This is a genomic window from Streptomyces sp. NPDC057137, from assembly GCF_042670825.1.
GTDB lineage: Bacteria > Actinomycetota > Actinomycetes > Streptomycetales > Streptomycetaceae > Streptomyces.
In genome coordinates this window covers 30,229-53,569 of record NZ_JBHUUW010000030.1, presented here as the reverse complement: position 1 = coordinate 53,569, position 23,341 = coordinate 30,229, and the positions used below count along the sequence as shown (strand labels likewise).

Genomic DNA, 23,341 nt, shown 5'->3' with positions numbered 1-23,341 from the left:
GACCGCGAGTCGTCACCAGCGGTAGGAGCGCGGGGGCTCCTGGCCGGGAACCGTACGCGTGCCGCTCGTCGCGCCCGGTGCGCCGGGCCCCTCCGTCAGCTCCGGACGGTTCGTCTCGCGCTTGCGGGCCGGGGTCTCGTTCCACTCGCCGTCCCCGAGGATCAGCAGCGGGTCGAACATGACGACCACACCGGCCAGCAGGAGAAAGACGAGCGGCCCGAGCAGCATCGGGAACATGATCGAGGGCAGCGAGTCGGCGAAGGCCCCAGCCCCCGTGCGCGGCGCGCCGCCGGCGAGGTGCACGCTGATCGCCGCCATTCCCGTGTAGTGCATTCCGGTCACGGCGACGCCCATGATGAGGCTCGCGAGGAGGCTGGGGAAGAAGCCGTGGACGGAGACGGCGGCCCACAGCGCGGCGGTCGCGGCGACGACGGCGATCACCACGGAGATCGTCACGATCGTGGTGTCGTAGTGGAGTTGGCCCTCCAGGCTCATGCCCGCCATGCCCAGGTAGTGCATCGCCGCGACACCCAGACCGGTGATGACTCCGGAGGTGATCAGAACGGCCGGGGCGCTGCCCCGGTAGCCCACGATGAAGACTCCGACGCTGACCACGAGGACCGCCACGGCGAGGCTGGCGACCGTGAGCGGGACGTCGTAGCCGATCGGTGTCTCCCGTACCTGGAAGCCCATCATGGCGATGAAGTGCATCGTCCAGATGCCGGAGCCGATGGACGCCGCGCCGAGCGACAACCACCCGGGTTTGAAGGACTGTTCGGCCCGGAGTGACCGGGTGACGCAGCGCAGTCCCAGCGCGCTCCCGAGACAGGCCATCACGAAAGCCGCGATCGGCGTGATGACCCCGTAGCTGAACCCGTCAACCGTGCCTTGCATGCGCAGCGCCCCTGTCCCTCACACCTGTGGAGATGATGTGTAGGCGCTCACATGGCTGAATTACAACCCTCATGACCTAAAAAGCATGAAGTTCGGTGCACAAATACCCTGTAGCGGCTGATAGTTACCCGGCGGCGGGGCGGGCCGGCCACACACAGGGCGAGCCCATCGAGTCGCGGATGACGGTCGAGATCTCACCGAGCGCGCGCAGTTGGTCCGCGCCGATCGGGTCGAGGACGAGCCGGCGGACGGCCTCGACATGGCCGGGCGCGGTGGCGACGATCTTGGCGTAACCGGCGTCGGTCAGGGTCGCGACCGTGACGCGGCCGTTCTTCGGCGAGGGGCTGCGGCGGACCCAGCCGCGCTTCTCCAGCGTGGACACGGCGTGCGAGAGGCGCGACAGGGAACCGTGGGCCAGGACCGCCAGGTCGCTCATGGGGAGGGTGCGCTCGGGGGCCTCGGAGAGGCCCGCCAGCACCAGATAGCCGAAGAAACTCACCTTGGCGTCGCTCTGGAGCTGCGCGTCCAGCGCGCTGACGAGACCGAGGAGCATCCCGCTGAACGGCACCCACGACTCCAGCTCGGTCGCGGAGAGCCACGGCGTGTCGTCGGCCGGGGTTGTCTCGTCTGTCATGGGACCATCGTAGCCGCTTGACTTGAGACTTCAAGCGTGGGCAGGATAGCCGTAAGTTGACATCTCAAGTCAGGAGCAGATCATGACGCTGAAGATCGCGGTCATTCTGGGCAGCACCCGTCCGGGCCGCAACGGCGAGGCCGTCGCCAAGTGGGCCCAGGAGATCGCCGCCCAGCGCAGCGACGCGGAGTTCGAACTCGTCGACATCGCCGACTTCAAGCTTCCGCACCTGGACGAGGCCATTCCGGCGACCATGGGGCAGTACGCGCAGGCCCACACTGTGGCGTGGTCGGAGAAGATCGCCTCCTTCGACGGCTACCTCTTCGTCACTCCCGAGTACAACCACTCGACCTCCGGCGCCCTGAAGAACGCCATCGACTTCCTGTACGGCGAGTGGAACAACAAGGCCGCAGGCTTCGTCAGCTACGGCAGCGTCGGCGGCGCCCGCGCCGTCGAGCACCTGCGTCTGATCATGTCCGAGCTGCAGGTGGCGACCGTACGGGCCCAGGTCGCCCTCTCCCTCTTCACGGACTTCGAGAACTACTCCACGTTCAAGCCCGGTGACCACCAGAAGGAAGCCCTGAACACCACGCTCGACCAGCTCGTGAGCTGGACCAAGGCCATGCGGACGGTCCGTACCGACGCCTGACGAGGGGCAGTCCCCGGGATCGAGTCCGGCAGTGCCCGCCCCGGCGGGCCTGCCCGACTCGATCCCGCGTTACGTCGCTACCTCCGAGCCCCGCTCGTCCCGTTCATGTCCAGCCACACGCACGTATCGGCCGGCACCCGCAACCCGTCGGCGTCGCGCGCCAACGGTCCGCTACTGAGCAGGACATGGGCCCCGGCCGGCACCGTCACCGCCTCGGCGCCGATGTTGACCAGGCAGCGGAAGCCGCCCGGCCGGTCGAAGCACACCGTGTCCGCGCCGGCGTCCGCCAGGGCCAGGGTCTCTGGGAGCCCCACCAGGCGCGCGCGGCGCAGTGCCAGCGCCTCGCGGTAGAGCGTGAGGACCGACTCCGGGTCGTCGAGCTGCGCCTCGACCGACATCGCGGCCCAGTCGGCGGGCTGGGGCAGCCACGGGGCGGCCGACGCGCCGTCCGGCGAGAAGCCGAGAGACGCCGTGGCCCCGGTCCACGGCAGGGGTACGCGACAGCCGTCCCGGCCCCGGTCCGTCCCCAGCGAACGAGCGAACGTCGGGTCCTGGATCAGGGCGTCGGGGATGTCCTGCACCTCGGGCAGGCCCAGCTCGTCGCCCTGGTACACGTACACCCCGCCCGGCAGGGCCATGGTCAGCAGGGCCGCGGCGCGTGCCCGGCGGCGGCCGAGGACGGGGTCGCTCGGGTCGGACAGGCGCTTGTCGCCCATCTCGAAGGACGTGTCCTCGCGTCCGTAACGGGTGACGTGGCGGATGGTGTCGTGGTTGGAGAGGACCCAGGTCGGGGGCGCGCCGACCGGCAGGTGCGCGGCGAGCGTGCCCTTGATGACGTCGCGCAGTGCCCCCGCGTCCCAGGCGCAGCACAGGAATTCGAAGTTGAACGCGGAGTGCAGCTCGTCGGGGCGCAGATAGCGGGCGAACTGGTCGGGCGTCGGCAGCCACACCTCGCCGACGAAGGTGCGCTCGCCGTCGTAGCTGTCGAGGATCTTGCGCCATTCGCGGTAGATCTCGTGGACGTCGTCACAGTCCTGGTAGGGCAGATCGGTGAGGTCCGGGTCGGGGCCGACGTCCGGCAGCCCCGGCTTCTTCGCGAGGCCGTGGGCGACGTCGATACGGAAGCCGTCGACGCCCTTGCGCAGCCAGAAGTGCAGGATGTCCTCGAACTCGGCGCGTACGTCACGGTGTTCCCAGTTGAGGTCGGGCTGTTCGGGGGCGAACATGTGCAGATACCAGGGGCCGGGGGTGCCGTCCGGCTCGGTGACCCGTGTCCACGCCGCGCCGCCGAAGTACGACTGCCAGTCGTTGGGCGGCAGTTCACCGTTGGCGCCGCGCCCGGGGACGAACCAGAAGCGGTCGCGCAGGGGCGACCCCGGCCCGTCGGCCAGTGCCTGCCGGAACCAGGGGTGCTGGTCGGAGCAGTGGTTGGGCACCAGGTCCACCAGGACGCGCAGGCCGTGCGTGTGCGCCTCGGCGATCAGGGCCTCGGCCTCCGCGAGGGTGCCGAATCGGGGGTCGATGTCCCGGTAGTCGGCGACGTCGTAGCCGCCGTCGGCCATCGGGGAGGTGTACCAGGGTGTGAACCAGAGTGCGTCGACACCCAGTTGACTCAGATACGGCAGCCGGTCCCGTACTCCGGCGAGGTCGCCCGTACCGTCTCCGTCGGCGTCGGCGAAGCTCCGTACGTAGATCTGGTAGATCGCGGCGTGCCGCCACCAGGCGGTCGTGGACGGGGTGGCGGTGTCGGTCACGGGGACTCCTTGAAGGATGAGGGGTCCGGCCCCGCCGGATGGGGCGGGGCCGGATCATGGAGGTGGTGACGGTGCGCCGTGCGGGGCGAAGTACCGGCGATCGCGGTGCCGTTCGGGCTACCAGCCGCTGTTGCCGCTGCCCCGGGTGATGGCGAAGCCGCCCACGAGGTCGAGCCCGCCGTCCGGCGCGCCCGTGACGGTGACGTCCGAGAACGTGCCGGCTCCGGCGGCGTTGATCTCGATGCCGTGCGTGCCGGTGTTCTGGATCTTGATGTTCTTCAGGGTGAGATCACTGACGGTCTTCTGCCACGAGACCAGGACACCGCTGTAGGTGCTGTCGATGATGTCGATGTCCTGGACGAGTACGGGCGCCGTGATGTCGGAGGAGTCGGCGTAGATCCACAGCGCGCCGAACTCGCTCTGCCAGTTGGGCTCGTAACCGCCCGTCCGTTGAAGGGTGTTGCGCTGGACGGACGTGGTGCCGCTGAAGGGCACGGGGGCGAAGCGGCTGCTGATGGCGATGCCGGCCGATCCGGTGACGGTGTCGGCGAAGACGTTGTCCTCGACGCGGTTGGCGTTGCCGCCGTAGATCCCCACGCCGTTGGCGAGCAGCGGGACCTGGACGGTGTTGAAGCGGTACGCGCTGTTGCTGACGGCCTGGGCCTCGGAGAACATCGCGAGACCGTCGTCGCCGGTGTTGCGCACGCTGGTGTTCCACACCTCGGTGTTGGCGGTGCCCTTGTGCAGGTTGATGCCGTCGGCGAAGGTGTCGCGGATCCGCAGGCCGCTCACGTACAGGCCGTCGGTGGGCGCGTCGATCCACAGACCGACCTTGGTGTGTTCGATCCAGATGTTCTGGATGGTCGAGCCGGTTCCGAAGTCGCCCTCGATCGCGGCGTGGAAGTTGGCGTCGTCGCGGTAGGAGACGTCACCGGCGATGGTGAAGTCCTGGACGGTGTTCGTGCCGCCCCGGCCGAAGAGTCCGCCCTTGCCGTCCTTGCCGCGCAGGACGGTCGACCACTCCCCCGCGCCGCGCAGCGCGATGCCGGTGAGGTTCACATGGTCGGAGATGTTGTACGTGCCGGCCGGCAGCCACAGGCCCTTGCCCTGTGATTTGGCCGTGCCGACCGCCGAGTTGAGGGCGGCGGTGTCGTCGCTGCCGTCGTCCGGGGTCACGCCGAGGGTGGTCGCCGAGACGAAGCCGGTGGACGGCATGGCGGCGGCGGCCGGTGCGGTCTCCGTCTCCACCAGGTCCAGGGTGTAGTTGGCGGCGGTGTCGCCGGAGTCCTTCTGGAACTTCAGGACGGTGCCGGCGGGGAAGCTGCCGATGGTGGCGCGTGTCTCGTCGAAGAAGTGGTGGGCGGAGCCCTGCGAGGGGTCGTTGTTGTACGGGTAACCGCCGTACACCCAGGCGTACTTGGACGACAGGTCCAGGTCCTTGACCTGTGTGCCGTCGGCGTAGACGCTGAGCGTCGCCGACGTTCCGGTGCCCGCCGCGTTGTCCGGGATCGAGTAGCGCAGGGTCAGCGCGTTGGCGGGCCGGGTGAGCGTGAACTGCACGTACTCGCCGGTGCTGTCGAGGACGACGGCCTTACGGCCCGACGCCTCCGACGGAACGCTGAGGAAGGTGCGGTCGGGGCCGATGGTGCTGGCGTTGGTGGTGCCGCTCTCGGCTTCGTACGCGGTGTACGGGACGGTCGCGCCCCGGCTCTCGCCCGCGTCGGCGCCGGTCACGGTGATGCCGTCGAGCTGGAAGTCGCCCGCGTCGCCGGATTCGGTGCGCAGGGTGAGGGTGTTGAGGGAGGCGCGCAGCGGTACGTCGGTGGTGGCCGTGCGCCACTCGCCCGCGGTGCCCGGCAGTTGGACCTGGCGGATCTTCGTGCCGTTGGCCGTCAGGCTCACGCTCGCCGCCGCCGACGCGGCGGTGCGATAGCGGACGGCGACCGGATAGGTGCGGGCGGCGGGCGCGTCGACCGCGAAGACGGCGCGCGCGCCGGCCTTGGTGAAGCCGGTCAGATAGCCCTTTCCGCCGTATCCGGAGGCGGAGTTGGCGATGCCGGAGCCACCGGAGAAGTACGCGTCCTCGGCGTCCTGGGCGGGGGCGTCGGCGGGCGGCTCGGTCGGGACGTCGGGGGTGGCGGCCGTGAAGTTGTCGAGGTTGACGTTGCCGCTGTCGGCGGCGGTGAACGTGAGGGCGACGGTGTTGCCGCCCTCCTTGTACGGCACCGGCTCGTCGCGTGTGGCCCAGGTGGTCCAGTTCGCGGTGGCGGGGAGGCTGATCTGGCGGACCTTGGCGCCGTTGACGTACAGGCTCAGGGTCATGGTGGCCGTGGTGCCGTTCGCGTAACGGATCTTGAGCGACCCGTTCCCGGCGGCGGCCGAGGGGACGGTGAACGAGGTGGAGGCGCTGCCCTTGTTGCCGTCGGTGTAGCCGCCGACGAAGCCCGAGCCGGTGTAGCCGGCGTGCTCGGTGGAGCGGACGGCGCCGCCGGACAGGGTTCCGGACTCGGCCTCGACGGCCGAGGTACCGGCAGCCGAGGTACCGGCGGCCGACGTGGCGGCGGCCGACGTGGCGGCGACGGACGTGGCGGCGGCGCCGGGGGCTCCGTGCCACTGGGTCAGCGTGCAGAGGACGGCGAGGAGAAGGGGAATCACGGCGGATCGGGCGGCTCTCGAACGCGCTATGGGTACGGGTGTCACAGCGGTCTGTCCTTCCGGGATGAGCACCGATGAGGCAGTGGGGTGCCATGGGGGGACTACCGCGACGACGGCTGTCGTCACGGAGCGGGTGGGGGCGCGATGGGGCACGGTGGGGGGCGCGGTGGGCTCAGCCCTTGAGGCTGCCCGCGGTGAGTCCGGCGATGATGTGGCGCTGGAAGATCAGGAAGAGGACGAGCAGTGGAACGCTGGCCATGACCATGCCCGCGAGCAACTGGTTGGCCGGCATGAACTCGGACAGCCGGTTGAGCGCGACCGTGATGGGCTGTCTGGCGGGATCAGGCAGGACGAGCATCGGCCAGAGGAAGTCCTTCCAGACGCCGACGATCGCGAAGATGGACACCACGGCGAGTACCGGCCGGGAGAGCGGGAGCACCACGGAGACGAGGACGCGCAGCGGTCCGGCTCCGTCGATCCGGGCGGAGTCGAGCAGTTCGGCCGGTATCTGGTCGAAGAACCGCTTCAGGATGAAGATGCTGAAGGCGTTGGCGGCTGCGGGCAGCCAGATCGCCCAGGGGGTGTTGATCAGGTTGATGTGCAGGACGGGGATGTCCACGACGGTGAGGTACGTGGGCACGAGCAGGGCGGAGACCGGCAGCATGAGGGTCGCCAGCATCATGCCGAGGATCACGTTGCCGAGCAGGGGCCGCAGTTTGGACAGCGCGTAGGCGGCGGAGACGGCGACCAGCAGCTGGAACAGCCAGGCGCCGAGGGCCAGGACGAGTGTGTTGAGGAAGTGCTTGCCGAGCCCGACGTTCGTCCAGGCGCCGGTGTACGACTCCGGGTGCCAGGACTGCGGCAGCAGGGTGATGTCGGGATCGGCCAGCTCGGAGGAGGACTTGAGCGCGCCGGTCGCCATCCAGTAGAGGGGGAAGACAAAGGCGAGCGTGAAGCCGATGAGCGTCATGGTCAGCACGAAGCGGTAGAGGAACCGGCTCTTGCGGCGGGTCATCTCGGTGGGGGCGATCAGGGTGCGTACGGGGGTGTCGGCGGCCATGTCGGTGCCTCTCGGTCCTTTCCTGTCCTCTCGGGCTCTCTCGGTCTTCTCGGCGCTCCCGGCTCTCTCAGTCCTTGCTCCGGGTCAGCCGCAGATAGCAGGCGGCGAAGAGGCCCAGGACCACGAAGAGCAGCGAACTCATCGCGCTGGCCAGGCCGAAGTCGTTGTAGACGAACGCGTAGCGGAACAGCAGCAGCAGTACGGTGACGGTCGCGTCGTCCGGTCCGCCGCCGGTGAGGATGTACGGCTCGATGAACACCTGCATGGTGCCGATGACCTGGAGGAGGAGCGTGATCATCAGGATGAAGCGCATCTGCGGGATGGTCACGTGCCACAGCCGTTGCCGGATGGACGCGCCGTCCAGCTCCGCGGCCTCGTACAGATCACCGGGGATCGAGCCGAGCGCGGCCAGGTAGATCAGCGTGGTGGTGCCCATGTTGGCCCAGGTCGAGACGAGGACCAGGGAGATCATCGAGAGGTGCTCGGACTCCAGCCACTGCTGGGCGGGCAGGTGAAAGATCTCCAGGGTGTTGTTGAAGAGTCCGGGGCCGGGGTCGTAGAACCAGCGCCACAGCAGCATGGTGACGATCGGCGGCAGCATCACCGGCAGATAGACGGTCATCCTCAAGTAGCCGCGTCCGTGGCGGAGTTCGTTCAGGATCACCGCCGTCGCGAAGGGGGCGGCGAAGCCGAGGACGAGCGCCAGCAGGGTGAAGTAGCCGGTGTTCTTCCAGGCCGTCGCGAACAGCGGGTCGTCGAAGAGACGACGGAAGTTGTCGAGGCCCACCCAGGTGGCGGGTTCGGCGAAGTTCACCTGCTGGAAGGCGAGCAGCCCGCCCCGGACGATCGGGTACCAGGAGAAGACGGCGAAGCAGAGCACCCCGGCGGTCAGGAAGAGGTACGCGGTGAGGTTCTCCCGCACGCGACGGCGCAGACGGTCCGAGCGGACCTGACGGGGCGAACCGGGCGACCGGCTCGACCCGCTCGACCGGGGCGAGCGGTCGTGGCCGGTCTTCGCGATCGCTCGTGCGTCGTCCGCGGCCGTCCCGGACCCCTCGCCGCCGGCGGCCGGTCCCGGCGACTGCGACTGCGACGTTGTGTGAAGTGGCGTGGCGCTCATGTCACTTGACCGTGGCGAGGAGGGAGTCGACCTTCTTCGCCGCGTCGCCGAGAAGCTGGTCGAGGTCCGCGTCCTTCTTGGTCAGGACCGACTGCATGACGCCGTCGAGAACGGCGTAGATCTGCTGCGCGTTGGGCGGCTCCACCTTCTGGTCGAGTTCGCCGTTGCGGGCCATGAAGGGCGCGAAGTTCTTCTGCGGGACGTTGGCGTACTTCGCGTGGATCCTGTCGACCTTGTTCTGGACCTCGTCGGTGTAGAGCCGGTCGAGGGGCAGCCCGATCGGCACGTCCTGGTCACCGATGCGCTTGTCGTTGAAGGCCGTGCGGTCCGGGTTCAGATACTTCCACTGGACCCACCGCACTCCGGCCTCGATCTTCTCGGGCGAGGCCTTGGGGTTGAACATGAAGCCGTTGCCGCCGCCGAGGGTCGCGGACCCGGGCATGGCGGCAACGCCGTAGTCGTCGTACTCGCGCTCGAACTGCTTGACGATGGTGGGCACGTTGTCCGGGCCGGCCATGTACATCCCGAGCTTGCCGGAGCCCATCATCTTCTGGACATCGGCTATCTGGAGGAGCTGACGCGTCCCCATGCTGCCGTCGGTCCAGCGCATGTCGTGGAGCATCTGCAGCGCGTCGCGGCCGGCCGTGTCGTCGAACGCGGCCTTCCACCGGTCGCCGTCCCTGACCGCGACGTCACCGCCCATGGAGTAGATCCACGAAGTGAGGTGCCAGCCGCCTTCGTTGTTCTTGCTGTAGTCGGCGTATCCGACCGTGCCGTCACCGAGGGCGCTGATCTTCTTCGCGGCCGCCCGTACCTCGTCCCAGGTCGTCGGCGGCTTGTCCGGGTCGAGTCCCGCCCGCTCGAACAGCGCCCGGTTGTAGACCAGACCGAGTGAGTACTGCCCGTTCGGGAGGCCGTAGATCTTTCCGTCCTGGCCCTTGAAGACATCCTGGAACTCGGGACGGATGTCCTTCAGGTACGGCACGTCCTTGAGGTACGGCGTGATGTCGGCGCCCTGGCGGCGCTGGATCAGACCGGCCGGGTCGGTGAAGTAGACGTAGTACACGTCCTCCAGCTGGCCGCCCGCGAGCTTCGCGGCGAAGGTCTTGGGGTCCATCTGGCCCTCGTGGGGCTCGATCTTGATCTTCGGGTGGGCCTTCTCGAAGGCCTTGACGTCCTGCTCGAAGATCTTGCGGTCCACCGGCTGCGTCTTGGGCGGCATGTCGTTGACGCTGATGGTCACGACGCCGTCCTTTCCGACGCCCGACGGTTCCGACGGGCTGCCGCAGGCGGCAGGACCGAGCATCAGCGCCGAGGCCAGGGCCAGGCCGAGCGCGCGACGTCGTGCGATGCCATCCATGTCCATGGGGATCCCATGCCTTCCTGGCGGAGTCTGCAAAGGGTTTGCGTGACTTGCAGCGGCTCGGCCTCTGCGTGGTCTCGTCGGCGCCGACAGTAAAAGTGGGATACGCAAGAAGTCAATGAGCGTGCGCAAAAACTAAATCTGGAAGGAGGTGTGGTCCGGAGACGGGTGTGACGGATTGTCACCGGCCGGGGTGGCAGGGCGGGTGATCCGGTCCGGTCGCGAACGACGGGAAGGGGCCCGGCCGACGGCCGGACCCCTTCCCGTTTCGACGTTGCCCGTCAGACGTTCACGACGTCCGTGAGCCCTTCGCGGCGGACGGCGGAGGGGCCGTTGAGCTGCGCACGATCAGTTCGGTGTCGAACATCATCATCTCGCCCTCCGTCGCGTGCCCCTTCATCTGCGACCCCAGCGAGGCGATCACCGCGGCCGCCATCGCCTGGACGGGCTGACGCGCCGTCGTCAGCGGCGGATCGGTCGCCACCATGTACAGAGAGTCGTCGAATCCGACGACCGAGAGGTCTTCCGGTACGCGCAGTCCCTGCCGCCGCGCGGCGCGGATCGCGCCAAGGGCGAGTGCGTCGCTTGCGCAGACGACCGCGGTGGCGCCGTGCGCCAGGAGCCGGGGCAGCGCGGTGGCGCCGCCCTCCATCGAGAACAGCCCGTGGGCGACGAGTTGGCGCCAGTTCTCCCCCGGACCGGCGGACCCCGCGCTCATCCGCTGTTCGCAGAACGTCTGGTAGCCGGCGAGTTTGCGGGCCGACGGGACGTGTCCCACCGGGCCGAGGATCATGCCGATCCGCTCGTGTCCGAGCGAGGCGAGATGCCCGAGCACCTGCTGGGCGGAGGCCGAGTCGTCGATGGAGACCTGGGCGACGCCCAGATTCTCGTCCGCCGCGTTGAGCAGCACGATCGGTATCCGCCGTTCGCGCAGGGCGCGTCCGTGCTCGGGGCCGGCGTCCGCGTAACTGGCGCCGACGAAGATGATCCCGCCGACGTTCTGCTTGAGGATCATGTCGATGTAGTGCGCCTCGGAGACTCCGTCGGCGGTGCGTGTGCACAGGACCGGGATGAGACCGCGCTTGTTCAGAAGTCCCGCCAGCGCCTCGACGAAGGCGGGGAAGATCGGATTCTGCAGATCGGGGACCACGAGCCCGACGAGCGCGGCCCGCTCCTGCTGCATGTCGCGCGGCCGCTCGAAGCCGCAGACGTCCATCGCGGTCAGCACGGCGTCGCGGGTCGACGGCGCCACGTCGGTCGCCCCGTTGAGCACCCGTCGGGCCGTCGTCTCGCTGACGCCGGCGAACTCGGCCACCTGAGAGAGTCTTTTCTTCACGTCACCAACCTACCAACCCGATGCGCAAGAACTGAAGATCGGTTGCGCAATTTTCTGACACGCGAGGGCGGCCATGATCGGGCCCGGCTCGGCCGCACGCCGCCTCAACCCCGGCCGCGAGCCTCCGCCACTCCTCCACCGCCCCCTCCACCGCCCCGTGCGGCCTGTCGGTCGGAACCGTTGACGCGGCCCCTGGCGCGTTCTACCTTCCCCTTGTTCACGTCCGGGATTGCGACCGTTGTCCGATATTTCGAACCTCCCCAACCTCTCGAATCAAGGTGAGGAACGCATGGCCCGCACCGCCCACTTCACCCTCGACCCCGCCTTCACCGTCGGCGATGTCGACGACCGTCTCTTCGGCTCCTTCGTGGAGCACCTCGGCCGCTGCGTGTACACAGGGGTGTACGAGCCGGGCCATCCCTCCGCCGACGCGGCCGGCCTGCGCGGCGATGTGCTCGCTCTCGTACGGGAGTTGGGCGTGAGCGTCATCCGTTACCCCGGCGGCAACTTCGTCTCCGGCCACCGCTGGGAAGACTCCGTCGGCCCCGTCGAGGACCGGCCCCGCCGACTCGACCTCGCCTGGCACTCCACCGAGACCAACCGCTTCGGCCTCGCCGAGTTCATGGACTTCGTCGGCAAGGTCGGCGCGGAGCCGATGATGGCGCTCAACCTCGGTACGCGCGGCGTGCGGGAGGCGCTCGACCTCCAGGAGTACGCCAACCACCCCGCCGGCACCGCCCTGTCCGAGCTGCGCCGGTCGCACGGCGCGAAGGAGCCGTACGGCATCGGACTCTGGTGCCTGGGGAACGAGCTGGACGGCCCGTGGCAGACCGGGCACAAGACGGCCCAGGAGTACGGGCGGCTCGCCGCCGAGACCGCGCGCGCCATGCGCCAACTCGACCCGTCCGTCACACTCGTCGCGTGCGGCAGCTCGAACCAGGCCATGGCGACGTTCGCCGCGTGGGAGGCGGAGGTGCTGCGGGAGACGTACGACCTGGTGGACCACATCTCGCTGCACGCGTACTACGAGGAGACGGACGGCGACCGCGACTCGTTTCTCGCCTCCGCCGTCGACATGGAGTCCTTCATCGAGAACGTGGTCGCCACCTGTGACCATGTGGGTGCCCGGCTCAAGTCCGGCAAGCGGGTCAATCTCTCGTTCGACGAGTGGAACGTCTGGTACCAGTCGCGCCACGAGCCGCCGGTCGGCGACTCCTGGGACGAGGCGCCCCGGCTGCTGGAGGACGCGTACTCGGTCACCGACGCGGTCGTGTTCGGCTCGCTGCTGATCGCCCTGCTGCGGCACGCCGACCGCGTGACCATCGCCTGTCTCGCCCAACTGGTCAATGTCATCGCGCCGATCATGACGGAGCCGGGCGGGGCCGCCTGGAAGCAGACCACGTACTTCCCCTTCCAGCAGGCGTCGCGGTACGGCCGGGGCCGGGTGCTTCGGGTGGCCGCGGACTCGCCCACGTATCCGACTCGCGAGTACGGGGAGGCGGACCTGCTGCACGCCACCGCCGTCCGGGGCGCCGACGGCTCGGTCACGGTCTTCGCGGTGAACCGGAGCACGACCGAGCCGCTGCCGCTGGAGATCTCCCTGCGCGGGACGGGGGTGAGCGGTGTCGTCGAGCACAGCGCGCTCCACGACACCGATCCCGATGCCCGCAACACCCTCGCCGAGCCCGAACGGGTGGCGCCACGGGCCCAGTTGGGCACCGAACTGTCCGGCGATTCCCTGCGCGCCACGCTCGCCCCGCTGTCCTGGAACATGATCCGGCTGGCCTGATCGTGGCTCCCTGATGCCGAGAAACCTCTGTGCGAGGTATTTACACCAGGGCTTTTACATCGATGTAATCGATATCCGGCCGCACGCGCCGCCCAGCCTCCCGGCTGCCCGGCCCGTGGCTTCACGAGCCCGCACGTGCCTCTTCCCTGACCGGAGACGCCATGTCACTGCCCCCCACCGGCCCGTCCGACTCCCTGTCCGACCCGTCGAACGTCGTCCCACGGCCCGAATATCCGCGTCCCAGCTTCGTGCGCGAGGAGTGGCGGAATCTCAACGGCACCTGGCAGTTCGCGTTCGACCCCGGTGACAGCGGTCTGGAACGCGGCCTGGTCCACCAGGAGTTGGCCGGCCGGATCACCGTGCCCTTCTGCCCCGAGTCCGAGCTGTCGGGCATCGGGGACCCGGACTTCCATCCCGCCGTCTGGTACCGGCGTACGGTGCGCGTCCCGGCGCACTGGGCGGGCCGGCGCGTGCTTCTGCACTTCGGTGCGGTCGACCACGACGCGACCGTGTGGGCGGACGGACGTGAAGTGGGGCGGCACAGCGGCGGGTTCACCTCCTTCACCGTGGATCTCGGCGATGTCGCGGGTGGTACGGAGGCGGGGCCGGGCGGCGACGGCGAGGTGGTCGTCGTCGTACGGGCCAGGGACACCCCGCACGGTCCGCAGGCGCGTGGCAAACAGTCCGTGGAGTACGCCAACACCGCCTGCAACTACACCCGTACGACGGGTATTTGGCAGACCGTGTGGATGGAGCCGGTCGCCGGCGTCCGGCTGGAGCGCCCTCGCATCACCCCGGACCTCGGCTCGGGCGCGTTCCATCTCGAACTGCCGCTCTCGGCCAACCGCCCGGGGTACCGCGTACGGGTCGTGCTCCGCGACGCGGCGGGCGACACCGTCGTACGGGCCGACGTGCGCGCCGATCTCGACCTCGCGCCCCGCATGGTGCTGACCGTCCCCGCCGACCGGCTCAGGCCGTGGAGCCCGGAAGACCCCCATCTCTACGCGGTGGAGCTGGAGTTGGTGGACGCGGAGGGGCGGGTCGTCGACTCCGCCGTCTGCACCGCCGGGCTGCGGTCGGTGGCCATCGACGGCAAGCGGTTGCTGCTCAACGGGCGCCCGGTCTTCCAGCGGCTCGTACTCGACCAGGGCTGGTATCCGGACGGACTGATGACCGCGCCCGACGACGCGGCGCTCGTACGGGACATCGAACTCTCGCTCGCCGCGGGCTTCAACGGGGCCCGGCTGCACCAGAAGGTCTTCGAGGAGCGGTTCCTGCACCACGCGGACCGGCTGGGCTATCTCGTCTGGGGCGAGTTCGGCGACTGGGGCTGCGCGAGCGGGACCACCACCAGGGACAACCAGCGGCCGACCGCCGGATACACCGCGCAGTGGCTGGAGGCCCTGGAGCGGGACTACTCCCATCCCTCGCTCGTCGGCTGGTGTCCGCTCAACGAGACCCATCAGAAACTGCACGACCGGCAGACCGTCCTGGACGACGTCACCCGGTCCATGTTCCTCGCGACGAAGGCCGCCGATCGCTCACGGCCGGTCATCGACGCGTCCGGCTACTCCCACCGCGTCGCCGAGACCGACGTGTACGACTCGCACAGCTACGAGCAGGACCCGTCGCTCTTCCGCGCGCAGATGGCGGGCCTGGAGAAGGACGCGCCGTTCACCAATCCGGACGAGCGGGACACGGACGCCGTGTGGTCGCTGCCCTATCGCGGACAGCCGTACTTCTGCAGCGAGTTCGGCGGCATCTGGTGGAATCCGGAGGAGGCCGCCGCCCACCGTGACGGCCCGGACCAGGACACCGCCGCGGACGACGCCGACCGCAGCGTCTCGTGGGGCTACGGCCAACGCCCGCGTACGGAGGAGGAGTTCCAGCGACGCTTCACCGGGCTCACCGGTGTGCTGCTCGACGATCCGCACATGTTCGGCTACTGCTACACCCAGCTCACCGACGTGTTCCAGGAGCAGAACGGGGTCTACCGCTTCGACCGCACGACGAAGCTGGACGTCGGGCGGCTGCGTGCGGCCCAGGTGCGACGCGCGGCGTTCGAGGGTCCCCGCGAAAACCCCGCGGGCGCGGGAGCGGGCGGCGACGACGAAGGGGCCGAGCGGTGAACGGCCCGTCCCGGCGACGGCTGCTCAAGGGCGCGCTGTACGGCGCCGGGGCCGCCGCCCTGGCCCCGGCGCTCGGCGCCTGCGGCTCGGTCACGGGAAGCGTCTCGGACGCCGAGGAGATCCAGTACTGGAATCTGTTCCAGGGGCCCGACGGTGCGCTGATGAAGGACATCACCCGGGACATCGAGCGCCGTACGCCGGGACTGAAGGTCAGGAGCACGGTCCTGGAGTGGGGGCCTCCGTACTACACCAAGCTCGCCATGGCCTCCGCCGGCGGGCGCTCGCCGGACCTCGCGATCCTGCATCTGACCCGGCTGCCCGGTTACGCCCCCGGCGGGCTGCTCGACCCCTTCGACATGGATCTGCTGGCCGAGTTCGGCGTACGCCGCGAGGATCTCAACGAGACGGTGTTCAAGCGCTGTCTGTACGAGGGCGAGCCGTACGCGATCCCCCTGGACACCCACCCGTTCATCATCTACTTCGACCGGGACATGATGGACAGGTCCGGGCTCCTGAGGAGCGACGGACAGCCGGTTCCCTTCGAATCGCCCGCGCACTATCTCGAAGTCGCCGAGAAGCTCCGCAAGGACCACGGGAAGCTCGGCCCGGTGTTCGGGCATGTCACCGACGCGGCCATGGGCTGGCGCATGTTCTGGACCCTGTTCAACCAGACGGGCGCCACCTTCGACCTGTCGGGCGGCCGGCTGGAGATCGACCGCGAAGTGGCCGCGAGTGTCGTGGAGTTCATGGCGGACATCGCGCGGCCCGACTGCCGGACGATGGACCTCACCACGGCGATAGCCGCGTTCGCCAACGGCGAGTCCCCGATGATCTTCTCGGGCGAGTGGGAGCTGAACACCTTCCGTACGGCCAAGAAGGACACCCTCGGCGCCGCTCCCTTCCCCACCTTCTTCGACCGGCCGGGCGGCGCCTCCGACAGCCACTCGCTGGTGCTCCCCCACCAGGCGGGGGCGGATCCGGACCGGCGGCGCCGTACGCATCAGTTCGTCGCCGAGCTGGTCAGGTCGAGCCTGGCGTGGGCGGAGGCCGGTCATATCCCGGCGTACCGGCCGGTCGTGGAGTCGAAGGAGTACGCCGGGCTCCATCCGCAGGCCGAGTACGCCGCGGCGGCCGACCATCCGGTGCTCGATCCGGAGGCCTGGTTCACCGGCTCCGGATCGGACTTCCAGAACCGGATGTGCCAGGCCCTTCAGCCGACCCTCACCGGGTCGGCGTCCGCGCGGAGCGCCGTACGGACGATGGAGTCGGAGATCAACACGCTTCTGTCCAAGCCGAATCCGGCCTGATCGCGAGGAAAGGAGCGATGGCCATGAGCAGCGTGCCCACCGTCACCGGTCCGAACGCCGGCGACGAAGCCCTGCCCTCCGCGAAACGCCGGCAACGTGGTCTGTCGGGTGGCGGCCCGTCCGGAGGGAGCGCGCGGAGAGGCGGTGCGTCGAGAAGTGGCGCCTCGGGAAGTGGTGCCTCGGGAGTCGCCGGGTGGCCGTTCGTCGTACCGTTCCTGGTCTTCTTCGTTCTCTTCCTGGTCGTACCCCTCGGCTTCGGGCTGTGGATGAGCCTCACCGACTCCAGCCTGACCGGTCACGGCGACGGCACCTTCGCGGGACTGGACAACTACGCCGAGGCGTTCACCGACAGCGAGGTCTGGCAGAGCCTCGGCAACACCGCCTGGTTCACGGTGCTCTCGTCGGTGCCGCTGGTGCTCTTCGCCCTGGTCATGGCGCTGCTCGTGCATACCGGGCTGCCCGGCCAGTGGATGTGGAGGCTGTCCTTCTTCGCGCCGTACCTGCTGCCCGTGGCCGTTGTCACCCAGGTGTGGATGTTGCTCTACCAGCCCGAGTCGGGGCTGTTCAACACCGCGCTCAAGGCCGTCGGCATCGACGGGATCGGTTGGCTGGTGGAGGAGAAGTACGCGATGTGGTCCGTCGCGCTCCTCACACTCTGGTGGACGGTGGGCTTCAACTTCCTGCTCTATCTGGCGGCCCTCCAGTCGGTCCCGGACCATCTCTACGAGGCGGCGGCGCTCGACGGGGCCGGTGCGTGGCGCAGGCTGTGGTCGATCACGCTGCCACAGCTGCGCCGTACGACCGGGCTTATCGCGGTCCTGCAAGTACTGGCCTCCCTCAAAGTGTTCGACCAGATCTATCTGCTCACCAAGGGCGGGCCCGCCGGATCGACCCGGCCGATCCTCGAGTACATCTACGACACCGGCTTCACCAACTACCGGCTGGGCTACGCCTCCGCGGTGTCGTACGTCTTCTTCGCGATCGTCGTCGTCCTCTCCCTCGCCCAGCTCAAGCTCTTCTCGCGCAGGGAGGACTGATCCGGCCATGACCACCGACGCATCATCACTCTCATCCAACGCGTCCACCCCGTCGAACGCGTCCGTACCGCGTCGCAGCACCATGCCGAGGGAGGTGGCACGCAGACGCCGTGGAGCACCCGGCGGCAACGGGACCGGGATCGGCCGGAGTTGGCACCCGATGCTGGGGGCGGGTCTTCTTCCCCGTGTCCTGTCCGTGCTGGCGCTGATCCTGATGGCCGGTGTCTGGCTGGTGCCGATCGCCTGGGGGGTGGACACGTCCTTCAAGTCGGAGGTCGACGCGAGTTCGGCGGGCGGCGACTGGATTCCGGCGGGCGGCTTCACGCTCGCGGCGTACCGGGAGATCTTCGCGCAGGGGAATCTGCCCGTCTGGGCGCTCAACAGCCTCCTGATCGGAGCGGCGGTGACCGTGCTGACGGTCGTCGTGTCCGCGATGGCGGCGTACGCGCTCTCCCGAGGGCTGTTCCGTGGCCGGCGGGCGCTCCTCGCGGTCACCGTCGCCTCGATCCTGGTGCCGCCGCAGATCCTGATCGTGCCGCTGTTCCGGCAGATGCTGGCGATGAACATGGTGGACACCTACGCGGCGGTGATACTGCCGCAGGTGGTGGCGCCGGTCATGGTCTACATCCTGAAGAAGTTCTTCGACGCGGTCCCGCACGAGTTGGAGGAGGCCGCCCGGATCGACGGCGCCGGGAGCGTGCGGATATTCGTCAGCGTCATCCTGCCGCTGTCGCGGCCGATCCTCGCCGCGGTGTCGATCTTCGTCTTCATCACCACCTGGAACAATTTCCTGTGGCCGTTCATCATCACCAGCGACCCGACGCTGATGACGCTGCCGGTGGGTCTGTCGAGCGTGAAGGACTCCTACGGCCTGCAGAACGCGCAGGCGTCGGCGGCGTCGGTCCTCGCCGCGATTCCGCTGCTGGTGGTCTTCATGCTGTTCCAGCGGCAGATCGTCAAGTCCGTCGCGACGACCGGGCTGGGGGGTCAGTGAGCGGTGGCGGCGAGGACCGTCGGTACGTCGTCAGCGCGGCGGGTCCTCGCCGACGAGGCCGTCCACCGATTCGCGGATGAGATCGGCGTGGCCGACGTGCCTCGCGTACTCCTCGATCAGGTCGATCAGGATCCGCCGCAGGCTCGGCGCGCGGCCGTCGGGCCAAACACGCCGGGACAACTGGTCGAGACCGCCGTCGGCCAGCGCCTCCGCGACCAGGGCGCGGGACCGGTCGACGGTGTTCTGCCAGAGCGTGTACAACTCCTCGGGGCTGTCGTCGGCGGCCGATCGCCACTCCCAGTCGGGATCGGAGTCCCAGTCGACCGTGTCCCACGGCGGTGACGGTGCACGGTCGAACAGCCGGCCCGAGAAGTAGTCGTCCTCGACGAGCGCGAGGTGTTTGATCAGTCCGCCGAGGGTCACGGACGAGACGCCGACCGTCGCCCGCAGCCCGGCCGGGTCCAGTCCCCCGCTCTTCCAGGCGAACGTCGCGCGCTGCCGCTCCAGCGAGCCCAGCAGGGTCGCGATCTCGTCGCCGGCGACGGGAGGTTCCGGGCTGTGCCGCCGGTCCGGATCGTTCGTCTCGTTCGTACTGTTCGAATCTTGGTGCTCGGTCATGGCACCCGAACCTACCGCGTGTCAGGGCCGACCGGTCAGCGGCTCAATCGGGCCGCGAGACCGTCGAGCACGCACTCCAGGCCGAACGCGAACTCGACGTCGGGGTCGAGTTCCTCGCCTTCGAGGACACGGCGGGCGAGCATCGGGTGCTCGCCCGCCGCGAGGACCTCGCTGATGTAGGGGCCGACGCTGCGCTGCCACTGCTCCTCGGTCAGGCCGGTTCGCTGCTCGGCGTGCCGGACGGCCTGCTGGGTGGCCACCGAACCCAGCACGTACGCGTGCACGGCGCCGAGCGCCTGCGAGGCCAGGGTGATGTCGGGCGTGAGCGCGACGGCGGCGCGCAGCGCGGACTCAGACCGGCGCAACGAGTTGGGGCCGAGCGAGGGCCTGCCCGCCAGTTCGCCCGCCAGCCACGGGTGCCGCAGCAGGGTCGCGCGCTCCGCGTGCGCGACCGCTGCCAGGTCGGTGCGCCAGTCCCGCGCGGGCTCGGGGAGCGGGTCCTCGCCCTGCGCCGCGTCGACCATCAGGTCCACCAGTTCGTCGCGGCTGGTGATGTAGCGGTAGAGGGTGGCCGTCCCGGAACCGAGGTCGCCCGCGACCCGGCGCATCGACACCGCGGCCAGGCCCTCCGCGTCGGCGACGGCCAGCGCGGCGGCGACGTACCGGTCCACCCCCGGCGCGCGTCGGCGCGGTTCGGGGCGCGGCCTGGTCCACACCGACGAGGGAGCGGGTTCGGTCATCGGGTCGTTCCCTTCGTCGTTGATTTCCTCGTTGACCGGCATCCTACCTTCTGGATACGTTGTAGCCATGACAGAGACAACGTATCCAGAAGTGCCGGTGCTCGTGGTCGGCGGCGGCAGCGTCGGGCTGCTCACCGCGGCGCTGCTCGTCCACCACGGCGTCCCCGCGGTGCTCGTCGAGCGCCGGTCCGGGCCGTCGGTCCACCCGCGCGCCACCGGCATCGGGCCGCGCAGCGTCGAGGTCCTGCGTGAGCTGGGGCTCGACACCGCCGTCGATGCCGTCGCGGTCGACCTCCGGGGCGCCGTGGGCAAGGCGGTGGCGCGGACCGTCGTCGAGATGGGCGCGGGCGATGTCGTGACCGTTCCCATGCCGGCCCCGTCCGCCACCGAACTGGACACGACGCCGTTCAGACTGCGCGGCGTCTGTGCCCAGGACCGCCTCGACGCCGTGGTGGCGGCCGACCTGGCGCGCCGCGGAGCGGATCTGCGCTGGTCGACCCGCCTGGTCGGTATCGCGCGGGACGCCGAGGGGGTCGACGTCGAACTGGAAGGGCCCGACGGCCGTTACTCGCTGCGCTGCGCGCGCGTGGTGGCCGCGGACGGCACGCACAGCGCCGTACGGAACGCGCTCGGCGTGGGCACCTCCGGGGCGGGCGACCTGGGCAAGTCGATGATCAACATCCTGTTCCACGCCGACCTCCGGCCCCACCTGCGGGGGATGTCCTTCGCCACCTGCACGATCACCACGCCGGAGGCGCCCGGTCTGCTGGCGACCGTGGACGGCGAGACGAACTGGGTCTTCCACGTCGCCTGCGACGTCGAAGGGGGCGAGCGCCCGGAGGACTTCACACACGAGCGCTGCGTCGCGGTCGTCCGCGCGGCGGTCGGCGATCCCGGCCTCGACGTCGAGGTGCGCAGCGTGCTCCCGTGGCGGCCCCGCAGTTCCCTGGCCGACCGCTTCGCCGTCGGCCGCGTGTTCCTCGTCGGCGACGCCGCGCACACCGTGTCGCCCCTGGGCGCGTTCGGCCTCAACACCGGCGTCGCCGACGCCCACAACCTGGCGTGGAAACTGGCCGCCGTCCACCACGGCGAGGCCGGCGCCGGCCTGCTCGACACCTACGCGCAGGAGCGCGAGCCGGTCGCCGCGGCGACGCTGGACCAGGCGATGCGCAGGCTCGCCGACCCGGAGTTGCACTGGGGGCGTGGACCCGAGGCCGACGCCGCCAGGGCGGCGGCGGGGGTGTGGGCGGCGCCGGTCGTGCACCTCGGCCAGCGGTACGACTCGGCCGCCGTCGTCGACCCGCGGCCCGAACTCCCGTCCACGGTGGACCTGTCGGTGGCGCTGGACGGGTCGCCGGGTTCACGGGTGCCCCACGCGTGGGTCGACGGGGTCTCCACGCTCGACCTGGTCGCGTCCCGGTGGACCCTGCTGGTGGGTGCGGCGGGCGACCGGTGGCTCGCCGTCGCGGCGGACGTCGGCCTGCCGGCGCACCGGGTCTCCGCGCCGTGGCTGTCGGACGGCGGGGCCCTGCTCGTGCGACCGGATGCGATCGTCGCGATGCGGGTCACGGCTCCGGTCCCGGACCCGGCGCGGTTCCTCGCCGACGTCCTGGACCAGGTGCTGGCCAGGACGGCCGTTCCGCAGGCGCTCGCCGGTCGTTCCGGCCGTTCGTAGACCATTCGTAGATCAGTCGTCGATCAGTCGTCGATCATTCACCGCCATTTTCGGAGCCACCAGAAGCCTCTGGGAAACCATCTGTCACATCAGTCGCAGACAGGTCACGTCCGACCATTCACCTCCTTACTTTCTTTTGAAGACAAGCCACCTTCAATTTGAAGATCACCATGCTAATCTGCCAGCCCCGGACGACATGATGAAATCGTCCGCGCCGGGAATGGGGAGGAAATGGTTCAGTTACGCGACCATCTCGGTCCGGCCAGCGGAGTCAAACAGATCAACCGAAAGCGCGTTCTGCTCGCCGTGATGATCAAGGCGGACACGCAGGCGGGTCTGAGCCGCCGGACCTCCCTCTCCGGTGGCACGGTCTCGACCATCGTGCGGGAGATGGCCGCGGAAGGCACGATCCTGATCGAGAAGCACGACAGCAAGGGCCGCAGCGCGCTCGTACGGCTGTGCCGGACGTCGTCCGTCGCGGTGGGGGTGCACATCGGTTTCAACCACACCCGAGTCGTCGCCCGCCGTCTCGACCAGGGAGTCGCCGACCGCCATCCCGGCGAATACTCGGACATCGGCGCCAACAGCGGGCTGGACCGGCTTCTGCCGGAGATCCGGCAGAAGGTCGCCGCGGCCGTCCGTCAGGCCGGCGGAGGGCAGGAGCCCGACATCATCTCCCTCGGGGTGGCCGTGCCGCGGATGATCGATCCTCGGACGGGCCGGTTCACCAGCCCCGTACTGCCGCCGTGGAACCCGAAGGACGACCTCGCGAAGCAACTCCGGCAGACGCTGGGCCTCACAACGGTGGTGCTGGACAACGACGCCAACCTCGGCGCACTGGCCGAGCAGACGTTCGCCACGGACGAGAGCCTGGAGACCGTCGTCTATGTGAAGGTCTCCACCGGTGTCGGCGCCGGGCTCATCATCGGCAACAGCATGGTCCGCGGACACCGCGGGATGGCGGGCGAGATCGGCCACTCCGTCATGGAGCCGCGAGGCTCCTTCTGCCGATGCGGAGGGCGCGGCTGTCTGGAGACGGTCATCGGCGCGGATTCGCTCGTGCGGCAGGTGCGGGAGGCGCTGACCGGCAGTTCCCTCGACGTACCGGACTCCCTGCGGTCGGTGATCGACCGGGCGCACGCGAACGACGCGGTATGCGTCCGCGTCCTGGAGGACGCGGGCCGTCGGCTCGGCCAGGCGCTCGCGGTGGTCTGCAACATGCTCAATCCGAACCTCATCGTCCTCGGCGGCCGGCTTGAGGCCGCCAGCGATCTCGTTCTCGGCCCCTGCAAGGAATCCCTCGTCCGGTACTCGCTCCGCGGTACCGCCGACGCCGTGCTGCGCAAAAGCTCCCTGGGGCAGCTGACCGAGGCGCACGGGGCGCTGGTGCTGGGACTCAGGTCCTACGACAGGGACGGCGAGGCTCAGGCCGTCGCCGTCTGACGAGGGCCGTCGCCGTCCGTCCACGCCGTCGCCGTCCGGCTGGGTGAACTCCGGCGGCCCGTCCTCGGCCGCCGGAGTATCGAATTGAACGGTCGGGTCTGCCGTGCGCGCACCGGCTCCCGTAATTCATCGACCGGTTTCCGT

General features: G+C 69.4%; 18 protein-coding genes. 8 read left to right on the top strand and 10 right to left on the bottom strand.

Going from position 1 to position 23,341, the window contains the following annotated elements:
• Positions 1-12 precede the first annotated feature (12 nt).
• A complete protein-coding gene (locus ACFT9I_RS23095) occupies positions 13-894 on the bottom strand; it encodes an MHYT domain-containing protein (protein WP_382566995.1) in 882 nt (293 codons plus the stop codon).
• Between the two features lie 124 nt (positions 895-1,018).
• A complete protein-coding gene (locus ACFT9I_RS23090) occupies positions 1,019-1,528 on the bottom strand; it encodes a MarR family winged helix-turn-helix transcriptional regulator (protein ID WP_382566993.1) in 510 nt (169 codons plus the stop codon).
• Between the two features lie 82 nt (positions 1,529-1,610).
• Here ACFT9I_RS23090 and ACFT9I_RS23085 point away from each other — a divergent pair, with 82 nt between their 5' ends.
• Positions 1,611-2,177 carry an NADPH-dependent FMN reductase gene (locus ACFT9I_RS23085; protein ID WP_382566991.1) on the top strand — a complete coding sequence of 189 codons (567 nt, stop codon included), beginning with the start codon at positions 1,611-1,613 and terminating at the stop codon, positions 2,175-2,177.
• Positions 2,178-2,254: 77 nt separating this feature from the next.
• On the opposite strand, the gene ACFT9I_RS23080 is transcribed toward ACFT9I_RS23085, so the two are convergent.
• The 6 genes from ACFT9I_RS23080 to ACFT9I_RS23055 all read right to left on the bottom strand — a co-directional run bounded on the left by ACFT9I_RS23080 (position 2,255) and on the right by ACFT9I_RS23055 (position 11,465).
• Complete coding sequence (locus tag ACFT9I_RS23080) at positions 2,255-3,931, bottom strand: glycoside hydrolase family 13 protein (protein ID WP_382566989.1); 1,677 nt, start codon at positions 3,929-3,931, stop codon at positions 2,255-2,257.
• Between the two features lie 117 nt (positions 3,932-4,048).
• Complete coding sequence (locus ACFT9I_RS23075; RefSeq protein WP_382566987.1) at positions 4,049-6,586, bottom strand: carbohydrate-binding protein; 2,538 nt, start codon at positions 6,584-6,586, stop codon at positions 4,049-4,051.
• Positions 6,587-6,758: 172 nt separating this feature from the next.
• Positions 6,759-7,646, bottom strand: coding sequence for a carbohydrate ABC transporter permease (locus ACFT9I_RS23070; protein ID WP_382566985.1), 888 nt, complete (start codon positions 7,644-7,646; stop codon positions 6,759-6,761).
• A gap of 67 nt (positions 7,647-7,713) precedes the next feature.
• Positions 7,714-8,667 (bottom strand): carbohydrate ABC transporter permease, encoded by a 954-nt coding sequence (locus ACFT9I_RS23065; RefSeq protein ID WP_382567055.1) that lies wholly within the window; start codon positions 8,665-8,667, stop codon positions 7,714-7,716.
• 100 nt (positions 8,668-8,767) lie between these two features.
• On the bottom strand, positions 8,768-10,126 hold the full coding sequence (locus ACFT9I_RS23060; protein ID WP_382566983.1) for an extracellular solute-binding protein: 1,359 nt from the start codon (positions 10,124-10,126) through the stop codon (positions 8,768-8,770).
• A 292-nt stretch (positions 10,127-10,418) separates the two neighbouring features.
• Complete coding sequence (locus ACFT9I_RS23055; protein WP_382566981.1) at positions 10,419-11,465, bottom strand: LacI family DNA-binding transcriptional regulator; 1,047 nt, start codon at positions 11,463-11,465, stop codon at positions 10,419-10,421.
• Between the two features lie 289 nt (positions 11,466-11,754).
• Between ACFT9I_RS23055 and ACFT9I_RS23050 the strand changes: the two genes are divergently transcribed.
• The 5 genes from ACFT9I_RS23050 (at position 11,755) to ACFT9I_RS23030 (ending at position 18,721) form a co-directional block, all read left to right on the top strand.
• Positions 11,755-13,254 (top strand): alpha-N-arabinofuranosidase, encoded by a 1,500-nt coding sequence (locus tag ACFT9I_RS23050; RefSeq protein ID WP_382566979.1) that lies wholly within the window; start codon positions 11,755-11,757, stop codon positions 13,252-13,254.
• Between the two features lie 161 nt (positions 13,255-13,415).
• Positions 13,416-15,383, top strand: a complete 1,968-nt coding sequence (locus ACFT9I_RS23045) for a glycoside hydrolase family 2 protein (RefSeq protein WP_382566977.1) — start codon at positions 13,416-13,418, stop codon at positions 15,381-15,383.
• A complete protein-coding gene (locus ACFT9I_RS23040) occupies positions 15,380-16,690 on the top strand; it encodes an extracellular solute-binding protein (protein WP_382566975.1) in 1,311 nt (436 codons plus the stop codon). The genes ACFT9I_RS23045 and ACFT9I_RS23040 overlap by 4 nt, the downstream gene beginning before the upstream one ends.
• Positions 16,691-16,713: 23 nt before the next feature.
• Entirely contained in the window at positions 16,714-17,727 is a 1,014-nt protein-coding gene (locus tag ACFT9I_RS23035) for a carbohydrate ABC transporter permease (RefSeq protein WP_382566973.1), read from the top strand.
• Between the two features lie 160 nt (positions 17,728-17,887).
• Positions 17,888-18,721 (top strand): carbohydrate ABC transporter permease, encoded by an 834-nt coding sequence (locus ACFT9I_RS23030; RefSeq protein ID WP_382567053.1) that lies wholly within the window; start codon positions 17,888-17,890, stop codon positions 18,719-18,721.
• A 30-nt stretch (positions 18,722-18,751) separates the two neighbouring features.
• On the opposite strand, the gene ACFT9I_RS23025 is transcribed toward ACFT9I_RS23030, so the two are convergent.
• On the bottom strand, positions 18,752-19,339 hold the full coding sequence (locus ACFT9I_RS23025) for a DinB family protein (RefSeq protein ID WP_382566971.1): 588 nt from the start codon (positions 19,337-19,339) through the stop codon (positions 18,752-18,754).
• Positions 19,340-19,374: 35 nt separating this feature from the next.
• Complete coding sequence (locus tag ACFT9I_RS23020) at positions 19,375-20,079, bottom strand: TetR/AcrR family transcriptional regulator C-terminal domain-containing protein (RefSeq protein ID WP_382566969.1); 705 nt, start codon at positions 20,077-20,079, stop codon at positions 19,375-19,377.
• 67 nt (positions 20,080-20,146) lie between these two features.
• Between ACFT9I_RS23020 and ACFT9I_RS23015 the strand changes: the two genes are divergently transcribed.
• Both ACFT9I_RS23015 and ACFT9I_RS23010 read left to right on the top strand, forming a co-directional pair.
• Positions 20,147-21,754 (top strand): FAD-dependent monooxygenase, encoded by a 1,608-nt coding sequence (locus ACFT9I_RS23015; protein ID WP_382566968.1) that lies wholly within the window; start codon positions 20,147-20,149, stop codon positions 21,752-21,754.
• Between the two features lie 231 nt (positions 21,755-21,985).
• A complete protein-coding gene (locus tag ACFT9I_RS23010) occupies positions 21,986-23,197 on the top strand; it encodes an ROK family protein (protein ID WP_382566966.1) in 1,212 nt (403 codons plus the stop codon).
• Positions 23,198-23,341: the final 144 nt, after the last annotated feature.